9 protein-coding genes and 2 pseudogenes are annotated in these 8983 nt (G+C 58.6%); 3 read left to right on the plus strand and 8 right to left on the minus strand.

The genetic code is table 11. From position 1 onward, the window contains the following. Nucleotides 1-5 precede the first annotated feature (5 nt). The 8 genes and pseudogenes from LB557_RS31095 to LB557_RS31140 all read right to left on the minus strand — a co-directional run. Nucleotides 6-743: a recombinase family protein gene (locus LB557_RS31095; RefSeq protein ID WP_224713156.1), complete on the minus strand. Its 738-nt coding sequence runs from the start codon at nucleotides 741-743 to the stop codon at nucleotides 6-8. Then, nucleotides 679-1062, minus strand: coding sequence for a recombinase family protein (locus LB557_RS31100; protein ID WP_224713157.1), 384 nt, complete (start codon nucleotides 1060-1062; stop codon nucleotides 679-681). Before LB557_RS31100 ends, LB557_RS31095 begins: the two co-directional genes overlap by 65 nt. Continuing rightward, the gene (locus LB557_RS31105; RefSeq protein ID WP_027033277.1) at nucleotides 1052-1249 is read right to left on the minus strand and encodes a hypothetical protein; all 198 of its coding nucleotides are present in this window, start codon (nucleotides 1247-1249) and stop codon (nucleotides 1052-1054) included. Before LB557_RS31105 ends, LB557_RS31100 begins: the two co-directional genes overlap by 11 nt. A gap of 1196 nt (nucleotides 1250-2445) precedes the next feature. Beyond that, nucleotides 2446-2742 carry a hypothetical protein gene (locus LB557_RS31115; protein ID WP_152536266.1) on the minus strand — a complete coding sequence of 99 codons (297 nt, stop codon included), beginning with the start codon at nucleotides 2740-2742 and terminating at the stop codon, nucleotides 2446-2448. A gap of 1056 nt (nucleotides 2743-3798) precedes the next feature. Continuing rightward, complete coding sequence (locus tag LB557_RS31925; RefSeq protein ID WP_224713158.1) at nucleotides 3799-3918, minus strand: hypothetical protein; 120 nt, start codon at nucleotides 3916-3918, stop codon at nucleotides 3799-3801. Nucleotides 3919-3926: 8 nt separating this feature from the next. Continuing rightward, nucleotides 3927-4184, minus strand: a pseudogene (locus tag LB557_RS31130) (VirB8/TrbF family protein); the annotation flags it as partial. 33 nt (nucleotides 4185-4217) lie between these two features. Further along, nucleotides 4218-4685 carry a hypothetical protein gene (locus LB557_RS31135; RefSeq protein ID WP_224713159.1) on the minus strand — a complete coding sequence of 156 codons (468 nt, stop codon included), beginning with the start codon at nucleotides 4683-4685 and terminating at the stop codon, nucleotides 4218-4220. Then, nucleotides 4677-5225, minus strand: a pseudogene (locus tag LB557_RS31140) (methylmalonyl-CoA mutase family protein); the annotation flags it as partial. The pseudogene LB557_RS31140 and the gene LB557_RS31135, both read right to left, overlap by 9 nt. Before the next feature lie 366 nt (nucleotides 5226-5591). Between LB557_RS31140 and LB557_RS31145 the strand changes: the two are divergent. The 3 genes from LB557_RS31145 (at nucleotide 5592) to LB557_RS31155 (ending at nucleotide 8808) form a co-directional block, all read left to right on the plus strand. After that, nucleotides 5592-6272 (plus strand): methyltransferase domain-containing protein, encoded by a 681-nt coding sequence (locus LB557_RS31145; protein ID WP_027033282.1) that lies wholly within the window; start codon nucleotides 5592-5594, stop codon nucleotides 6270-6272. A gap of 618 nt (nucleotides 6273-6890) precedes the next feature. Further along, entirely contained in the window at nucleotides 6891-7727 is an 837-nt protein-coding gene (locus tag LB557_RS31150; RefSeq protein WP_032925901.1) for a hypothetical protein, read from the plus strand. Nucleotides 7728-7797: 70 nt separating this feature from the next. Further along, nucleotides 7798-8808: a hypothetical protein gene (locus tag LB557_RS31155; protein ID WP_027033284.1), complete on the plus strand. Its 1011-nt coding sequence runs from the start codon at nucleotides 7798-7800 to the stop codon at nucleotides 8806-8808. Nucleotides 8809-8983 lie beyond the last annotated feature (175 nt).

Below are 8983 nucleotides of genomic sequence, written 5' to 3' on the forward strand. Positions count from 1 at the left end.
CCCCGCTAACACGAATAGCGCGGAATGTTATGTTTGGTCCCTGTGTACCGGACCGTCAGCTTGCGTCCACAGCGCCGGCAGCGGACAAGGCCGGCGAGCAGAGCGTTGCCATGCTTGGGCGCCCCGTGATGCCCGCTCGTGGGTACGTTGTCGCTCACCATCTTGCGGATCGCTTCCGCCCGTTCCCAGCCGACGTAGCCTTCGTGTGCACCCGGGATCAGCGCCAGCCATTCATCACGCGCCTTACGGCGGCTGCGCGAGCGAATGGCTGTTGCATCATATCCCGACGCAGCACGAGTCTTACCATAGGCGTAGGCGCCGCCGTAGATCGGGTTCTCGATCATTCGGTGGATGGTCGCATAGCTTGGCCTGCGCCAGACCACATCGCCATTGTTGCGCTTGGCTGGCAAATCCAGCCCATGCTCGAGGAACCAGAGCAGGGCCTGCCGGGCGCTGCCGAGTTCGGCCACCTTGTCGAAGACGAGAATGATGGCGTCCTGGACACGGCGATCGGGATCCTTCTCAAGCCTGTCGCCGACCTTCACGAAGCCGACCGGGGCCGTGACAATGAGCTCGCCGCGCCGGGCCTTCTCGTAGCGTGCCGACAGGGAACGCTGACGCAGAAGATCAAGCTCATATTCGTTGAGGCTGCCCTTCAGTCCCAGCAGCAGCCGGTCATTACCCTGACGCGGCGCATAGACCGTCTCCTGATCGACCAGCACGGTATCGACGACGCGGCACATCTTTGAGTTGCTGCCAGTCACGGCTGTTGCGGGCGAAGCCCGATACTTCCCGCGCCGCGACCGCACCGACCTTGCCGAGGCAGACTTCGGCTACCATTCGGTCGAATCCGGCACGTGTGACGCCGCCTGCGGCAGAGCGGCCGAGATCGTCATCGACCGTCTCGATGCAAGACCAGCCGAGTGCCACCAGGCGATCGCGCATCGCACACTGCAGGGCGCGGCTCTCACGATTGTGCAGAACCTGATGGGCCGAGGATTGCCGCACATACAGGATCGCCTTGCGCTCCAGATGGTGGGGCCGGATCTTCTCATGCACCATGGCGCGCCTCCTCCCGTGGAACGGCGCGCTCGCCGTCGACGTGGTCGAGGATCAGGCGCACCATCAGCGTTCTAAGCGTCAGGCGCGTCTCTTCCGGCAGCGCCTGCCATGGTGGCATCTGCGCGGTCGGCGCATCGTGCGGGTTGGAGAACAGATCGAACTGATATGTCGTGGGCTGGCGCGGCATGGACCTCTCCCCGATTCGCGTCGTGAGGACCCGATGCTGCGCCCGAATCCTCCAATTGCGATGGGGTGTGGGAATTGGCCGTCGCGTCCTGCAGCAGTGTCACCAAGACGCCAAGCGTTCTGGGATCGACATGTGGGGCAGCGGCAATGCGCCACGCGGTGCAGACCGCGCGATCAAACATCCAGGCCGGAACCTCCAGCCACCGATCGGAGGCGTGGCCAGAGAGACTGCAGCGGAAAACCTCCCGGTCAACCTTCTCGATCACCTCATGAACGTGAACACGACGCCTGGCCCAGGGATGCCATGGATAAAGAAGCTCGCGTTCCTCGGTCCCGTGGGGGTTCTCTCGTCGTGTTGTTCAACTCTGCAAGGCCACATTCCTCGCTCGGCTACCAGACCCCGGCGGCCTATGCCGAGGTCATCACCGTAACCGGCTCCGACGCTGCGCTAATCGAAGGCTCCGCGTCTTCGCCGGTTGCTCATCCCGCGCCCCACGGCGTAACAGAAACGGTCCAGGCTCTAATCGCCGCTGGATAAGGTTCAGTGGCAGGTCAGGTGTCCGCGAGTAGCTGGGGCCATATGTTTGATCCCATGCTTTGATTCTACATTTTCTTCCGAGTCGAACGAGGTACTATGGGAAAGTTCTACATGGCCGCGCCACGACGGCAGAGGCAGTCCGTCGAGCAATACAAAATAGTTGTGTCTGGACGGCAATGGGATGGTGCGGGTGCGGTCGCGTCTCCGGCCCGTTGCTGTGATCTTGTGCTCGCTGGCTCTGATGGTATCCGATGATCCTTTGGCCTGATCGAGCGGGCGAGTTCGAAGTCAATCTCGATCGCGCCGACATTCATCGATCCAATGCGTGCGATCGGCCGGGGCGTTCGTGGCTGATTGGAATTGCTCATGCGCGGTAGACCGGCCAAAGGAACCTTGAAATGAGGGTCTTAAGATCGTTGTTGTTGTCTTCATCAAAGACATACAGCAACTCGATCTCGGAAAACGCCAGGGGCTCGATCAACCCCTCAATATTCGCCCCGTCGCGACAGGCATTGCGGAGCAACTTCAATAGCCGTTTGTTGAGGTCCCACGTGTGCGACAAGTAGGAAGCCGCCGATCCAACAACGCGCGGGTGCGATCGGAAAAGCCATTAGCAAGCGCGACGCGACGTAGACGGGGGAGCACATCGGCCACGATCGTTATCGATCTGCCAGATCCCATTGGCTGCACATTATAAGCAGATAAGCGTTGAGTTCGGTTCGTTCCGCCGCCGTTGCGGTAGGGCTCTCGCGGCTGCACGCCTCGACGAATTCGAACGGCGTCGCTTGGTGATCTTTTGAAAAATCGATCAGTCTGGCGGCGTGGCTAACTTCCTTCGAGCCGTTCAGTTCACCGAGACCTTTAGAAATCGCCTCGTTGGTTTTATGCGGAAAAACCCGCCCCCAGAGTTCGTGCAGCGTTTTTTCTGTCGAATGCTTGGCCGCCTCCGCAAACACTGCGCCCATCCAACGATTGACAACTTACTGTGATGTCGCTGACGGCGGGCGCGGCATAAGCGAGCTAATAAAGCGCCGAACGGCCGTTCTGCTCGTGGGCACAGCAAGCAGTTTCAGGACATCATCTAACTCAAGACGCTCGGCGTTAAACGTCTCAATTAAGATCCGGACGCACGTCCTCGACGCGCTGTCATACTCCCGGGAGGTGAAGACCTGTTCAAACGTCTCACCGACCGCCAGGTACCGACGCCGGTGCGCTTGACCTGCCACCCGCTTTCCCACGCGGCCGCGATCGCTTCAAGATATTTGTAATCACCGGTGCGCCGTCGCTTGGAAAGCGCGGTCGGGACCTCTGGCGCCCGAGAGTCGACGAGATACCAGAGCGCGGCCGCAAGGTCGTTTTTCTCATCCCTGGAACCCGATCACGACATGCCGATGTCAACCATTCCAAGCCTCTTCCTCAGCTGGAAGCATTCTGTCGACCAACGCGCCGGATCGACCCCGGCCAGGGGCCGGACGTCCTTGACTGGCCGAGGCTCCAGCCAGGCTTTGAATAGTTCTTCGAGCCCGATAAGACCGACTTCGAAGTTCGATCGCGGTAAGCGCAGATGTGGCGAAGGGCAATCGCGCGTCCGTCGGCTGCAAATTCCTGCACGATCGCACCCTCGAATTCCTCAACCTCGTCCACAACCGGGACCTTGCCCGGCTTAGGCGCAAGCTTGTCGAGTTTCGTCGATAGAATTTCAAGGATGGCGCTGTCGGGAATGGCGCCGTTATTCAGAAGTGCCCAAATCAGCTGTTTGAATTTTCGCTTGTACCCTGTGCGTGTCTCGGGCCTCGCCAGCTTGCCCGCGCCAGGGTGAAGCAAACTCGGTCCGTCATTTCGAGCTCAAATTCGGGATCAGGCTGGTGTCCCGGCGCGCGTCGCGGAAGTCCTCGCCAGAGCGATCCGCAATTAGGAGATGTCGCTGCTCTGCCGCGCCGACCACATTCAGGTGGACGAACCTGACGCCTTCTTAGCAGCGGCTAGTTCGATCCGTGACGGGGAGCGGCTCCCTAGATCGTTCGAGGGCGCGGTGGTGACGCCCTGGCGAACGCTGTCAGCGTTCGACTGGAGCGAAACTCGAATCCCGCGAACGGCCCTCTGCAAAAAGAGCTGTATAGGGCGGCGATCAGGGTCGTCTTGCCCTGACGACGCGGGGATCGGCATACTCGATCTGTTGCGGGAAGCCCGCGCTCGAGGCCGTGCCGAGCTTAAAGACCTTGACGATGTACGGTTCACCATGGTTGACCTGCGTGCTCTGGAAGAGCGCATAGGAAAATCCGATCACCGCCATGGCAATGCCGGCGATGCTGACAAGACGCCAGGCGGCCGCCGCCTTCACATAAGAGCCATAGCGTTCGTTCCGCTCCTGCCGCGCGGCAAGATAAGGGGTTGTCGGGCGGGTTGCCTGAGGCCATGCCGAGTAGTTTCCTCACTTAGTGTCGTCGATCGGCGGACCCGGCCGGAAGGCTGTACGCCCGCCCGATGCCGGCTCTGATCTAGCTTGGCATCGGCAAGCCCCAGGAGAGAGCCCGCAAAGGTGCCGGGCGACGCGATTGCTCTTTCCTTTGCCGCCGAGCCGGCCGCCCATCCGGCGCTGCCGATGAAGCCATATCTCGAAGTGCAGCACCCGCATGGACGAGACCCGCCAGCTCTTGCGTCGCTCGCCGTCTGCGCGCCCTGGACACGGCCCTCGCTCCAAGAATGCGCCGTCTTCGGCGAAGGTTGGGGTCCGCCCGCCCTGCCGGATCGCTCCATGCCGCCGGCGACCGACGCGCCCTGCACGACCCCCTTGGGCGATCGACGGCACATACATCGAGATGATGAAGACCACGACCGAGATGCCTGTGATGGCGAGCGTGGTGATCGGTCCGAGGTCGCGATCGGCGGCCACGGCCATGCTTGCTGCTTCTTGCGGGGTTGGAAGAGCGGCCCCGCGACCAGGTCGAAGCCGAGATCGCCAAACGCAGATGCGATTACTTTGGCGCCCCAGTCACAGGCCATCCTGGCCGAGCTTGGCCACCATCAGCTTCGGTTGACGGCCGAGCGGACGGAAAGGCGGCGCCTTCGAGATCACTTCGGCGTACAGCCGCGTAATCGCCGAAGGCGCGGCGCAAAGTGTTGGAAAATCTCCCCAACCGCCGTGCGAGTGCGCACCGCTTCGATCGCCGCTTTGAGCGTATTGCCCTTGCCATTGGCCGCAGTCTCACCAAGCGCGGCAAGGGCTGCGTCAACGCGCTTGGGATCGCGCTGACGCGTTTTGTTTGTTCTAGACGACGGATCTGCGCGTCTCGCACCGCCGCATTGTCGGACTCAGTCTCCAACCGGTACTTATTGACGCCGACGATCACCTCGTTGCCGAGGTCGATCGCGGCTTGGGGCGCGTCGCCGCCGTCTCGATCAGGTGATTTCGCAGTCCCTCAATGACGGACTTGGTCAATGCCGCCTACCACGAGGTTGGTGGTAGTGTGGCCAACCGGCACGATCCATGGCGAGCACGGGAAGGCGCACTGTTTTTTGACTCCAACGGCTCAACCCGTTGCCTTACAGATATGACATATTTGTTAATATATTTTACGAATATTTCACAAGCAGGCTATAAATATTACCGTACTGTCGCTCTTTGTAGAATTTGTACTACAAAATATACTCATTTTGATGATTGACATCATAATTTATTCTATCCATCCTCGGGCTCTGAGGACTCGAAACTGAATGAGGCGGTTTTTTTACGACTCTGAAGTCTCCCAGACGGTCCTGAGCCGATCGCAGTGTCTATCGTGTCTAGCTCGAGGAGAGCAGGAATATGACGGAAATTGACCGGATAAAGACGAGACTCAAACTTAGCCAACAGCGCACTTTCCCGCTGCGGATGCAGGAATTTGGACTGGACTTGGCCGTTCACGAAGGTGTCTATCCCCCACAAGATTTCCACAGTTGGCGTTGGTATACTGACAATTTTCCTCCCGTTGAAGGAAAAAGCATTTTGGAGATCGGCTGCGGCTTCGGCCTTCCGGGACTATACCTCGCAAAACTCGGCGCTGCGTCGTTGGTTGCCTGTGATATCGATCCTAAGGCGGTCGCGAACGCGTTAGAAAATGCTGCAAGAAACGGCATCAAGAACGTTGAGGTAATCGAAAGCGACATCTTTACAAATGTTCCACCGCACCGAAAATTCGATTTCATATTTTGGAACTATCCGTCGGTCTTTGCGCCGGATGACTACCAGTATGAGGACAACATCGAGCGAGGAGCCATCGACCCGGGTTATGGATTGCTCTGCCGCTATCTATCGGAAGGCCCAAAATTCCTCACAGAGGCGGGCAGCATCCTCTTAGGCTTCCCCGGTGGTGCGCGGGACGATCTCCTCTCGGAAATTATCGGCGCAAACGATCTCACCGCCGAATTTCTCGGGGCCGGCAACCATCCTCGTGTGAGCCAGATCAACAGGATGTTTTCCCTTCGCAAAAGGGGCCTAAGCGTATGACTTCAGAACTGTTGCATTGCCCTTTGACTGCCACTTGTCCAACCCGATTGCGCGCGACAAACCTTTCGTTCGAGCCGCAATCAGCTGAACATGGCCCAACGGCTAGACGGAACGACAGATCGCGAGCCTCAAAAGATGTACCGCTGCGGCAAAATCGATCTCCTTTAGACAAGGCCGATCGGTGCAGCACGATCATGGAAATTGCGTCAGAGGACGCCGATCAGCGATCTATGCATATAAATGCTCCCTTTAGCGCAAGGCTTCCGTCGAACGGTCTGAACGTGCGATCCTGGGACGGCGCTGGGCTTTCGACACCTGCTGTAGGTTGTCAAGTATCAGACACGGTAGTGTTCGGCTCGGATACCGGCCGCACTCTCATGTAACCCATGATCCCTAAGAGAAAAGTTTTCTGGGCTTTTCTGAGCAGTTGGTACGACTTTTGAAACTCCTTCAACATAAGGCGGCAGGGCGCCAACGGATGTTCATGTCTTGGATCAGATCGCGATCGATGGAATGAAGGAAAGCAGCATGTCAGGTCCATGTCGCCGGTCTCAGCTTCAGACTGAGCGCTCTTGACGGTCGGCTGTGACCCAAGGCCACGGGGCAATGAGGTGGACAATGGCGCCAGCAAGTGGACTGCACAGCAGCATTCAGGGGGCGAAGCAAGACTTCACGGCAGCCTATAATCGCAAGTGGCCGCACGCCTATTTTCGCGCGCATTTGGCCTTGGACTATATGATCCCAGATCGGGCCAAGCCGGTCTTCGAAAGGATCTTCGCCGATTATCGACGCGTTCGAAACAAGACTTGGTTGAAAATTATCGATGTCGGTTGCTCCTATGGCGTCAACGCCGCCTTGCTGCGCACCGATCTCGATCTCGACGATCTGTATGCTGCCTATCTGGAACCCAGCGGATCTCTCTCGCGCCGACAGGAGACTGAGCATCGCGCTTTCTTTCGCGATCGCGGCCTCCGTGACGACATTCAGTTCGTCGGCGTGGATCCATCGTTCCGGGCTGTTAGATATGCACGGAATCTGGGGCTGCTGAAGGCTGGCATCACGGGGGATTTGGAAACCCGTGACTTGACCCCCAATGAACGTTGCGCCCTTGCGGGTGCGGATATTATCATCAGCACAGGCTGTGTGGGCTACGCCACGGCGCGAACCTTTGCACGCGTGTATAAGGCCTCCGCGACGTCACACCCATGGGTCGTCGCCTTTGCAATGCACCCCTTCAGTTATGACGACATCGCGCGGACACTTCGGGGTTTCGCTTTGGAAACCAAGGTTGTAGATCGGTTAAGACAACGCCAGCGCCGCTTCTCCACACCAACGGAACGGCAAGCAATCCTGAAGGCTATGGCCAAACTCGGCATGGAGGATCGCCTAGAGCGCACGACCGGCTATATCTACGCGTCCTGCTACATCTCCGCACCGTCACGCGAAGTGCTCTGAGCCTGTCATGGACAGTCTGACGTGCGCTGCTGCCTCTCTGGGAGCCTCCCCGGCCCAGAATTTTTGGCGCATGTTCTTTCTCATAAGCGCGCCAGGCGTAAGAGCGACCGGGCTGCTCCTCTTCGTGTTCGCACTTGAGTTCTACATCACACCCTCACTGCTAGGCGATCGGAACACAATCGTACCACGGAAGCTGATGAACGCGACGCCTAACTGGCCGCTTGCGGCCACCGTTGCCACCGTGTTGCTCGCGATCACGCTCGTGCACTACGCAATATCCAACTATTTCGTGGGAATCGAACCGCTGCTCGGCTCTCAGCGAGGCGTTGGCCAATCAGCAGGCTCTACCCTTCGCCATTCAACCAGCGCTTACTTGCAACTCGTTGACCTCGCCCCGGTCTTGGTGCGCGCCGTCGGAGGTAGTGTCTGCTTTCCGGCCGGCCTCCCCAGGCGTTGTGAGCGGGCTGCGCTTGGTGGTAAGCTATTATGGGACTTTAGCGTGATCGTTGCTGTGTTCCTCTTGGTTAGTCCCATCCTGATCATCGTCCAGATCTCATCCAGCTCTTCACGCTTCCTCGATTTCCCCCCTCCGGGCCTGTCAGTGCAATGGTACGATGCCTATGTCACAAGCGAGGCCTGGGTCTCCGCTACGTTTGAGAGTTTGGCAGTTGCGATCTCTATCGTGTTTGCGCGCCTGTCCCCCGGTTCAGCGGCTGCGATAGGATTCGTTCGCGGCAGTCGGCGAATGCGCCGCGTCGGGTACCAGCTATTGCTCGCACCGCTGATCGCGCTGGTAATCATTAGTGCGGTAGCGATCTACTTCCTCTTTGAGCCACTGCAACTCGCCATGCAGGCCCAGAACATAAGACTCGAGCACGTTGCCTTGAGTTTGAGCGCCCCGCGACTTGTTACGATTTCGCCAATCGTACTCCTGTTCATCTGTCCGGCGTTAATCATCGCTGGGTTCTTTGCCTTCCGGTGGTGCGTGAGCGGGCCAGACACGATGGCCCTGCCAGGAAGGTGTGGTCGGGAATTCGGGAAGAGATCACACCCACGATTACTGAGGTATCAAGTATACTGATCGCATTTGCAATCTGTTTCTACGTCAGATTTGAAGCAATCCGCCAGAGGGAGGAGCGGCTGACCGAATAAAGGTGATGTAGTTTGGCAATGAAGGAGCCACGACGGTGACCGAGCATACGAATAGCGGGATGGATTTCCCTGTTGAAGAATATAAGACACGCCTTCAACGCACG

Source organism: Mesorhizobium sp. BR115XR7A (assembly GCF_020165315.1).
Classification (GTDB): domain Bacteria; phylum Pseudomonadota; class Alphaproteobacteria; order Rhizobiales; family Rhizobiaceae; genus Mesorhizobium; species Mesorhizobium australicum.

Excerpts from the sequence above, each read along its gene's own strand:
- LB557_RS31095 (WP_224713156.1), bottom strand. The coding sequence starts at position 743 with ATGTGCCGCGTCGTCGATACCGTGCTGGTCGATCAGGAGACGGTCTAT.
- LB557_RS31100 (WP_224713157.1), bottom strand. The coding sequence starts at position 1,062 with ATGGTGCATGAGAAGATCCGGCCCCACCATCTGGAGCGCAAGGCGATC.
- LB557_RS31105 (WP_027033277.1), bottom strand. The coding sequence starts at position 1,249 with ATGCCGCGCCAGCCCACGACATATCAGTTCGATCTGTTCTCCAACCCG.
- LB557_RS31135 (WP_224713159.1), bottom strand. The coding sequence starts at position 4,685 with ATGGCCGTGGCCGCCGATCGCGACCTCGGACCGATCACCACGCTCGCC.
- LB557_RS31145 (WP_027033282.1), top strand. The coding sequence starts at position 5,592 with ATGACGGAAATTGACCGGATAAAGACGAGACTCAAACTTAGCCAACAG.
- LB557_RS31150 (WP_032925901.1), top strand. The coding sequence starts at position 6,891 with ATGGCGCCAGCAAGTGGACTGCACAGCAGCATTCAGGGGGCGAAGCAA.
- LB557_RS31155 (WP_027033284.1), top strand. The coding sequence starts at position 7,798 with ATGTTCTTTCTCATAAGCGCGCCAGGCGTAAGAGCGACCGGGCTGCTC.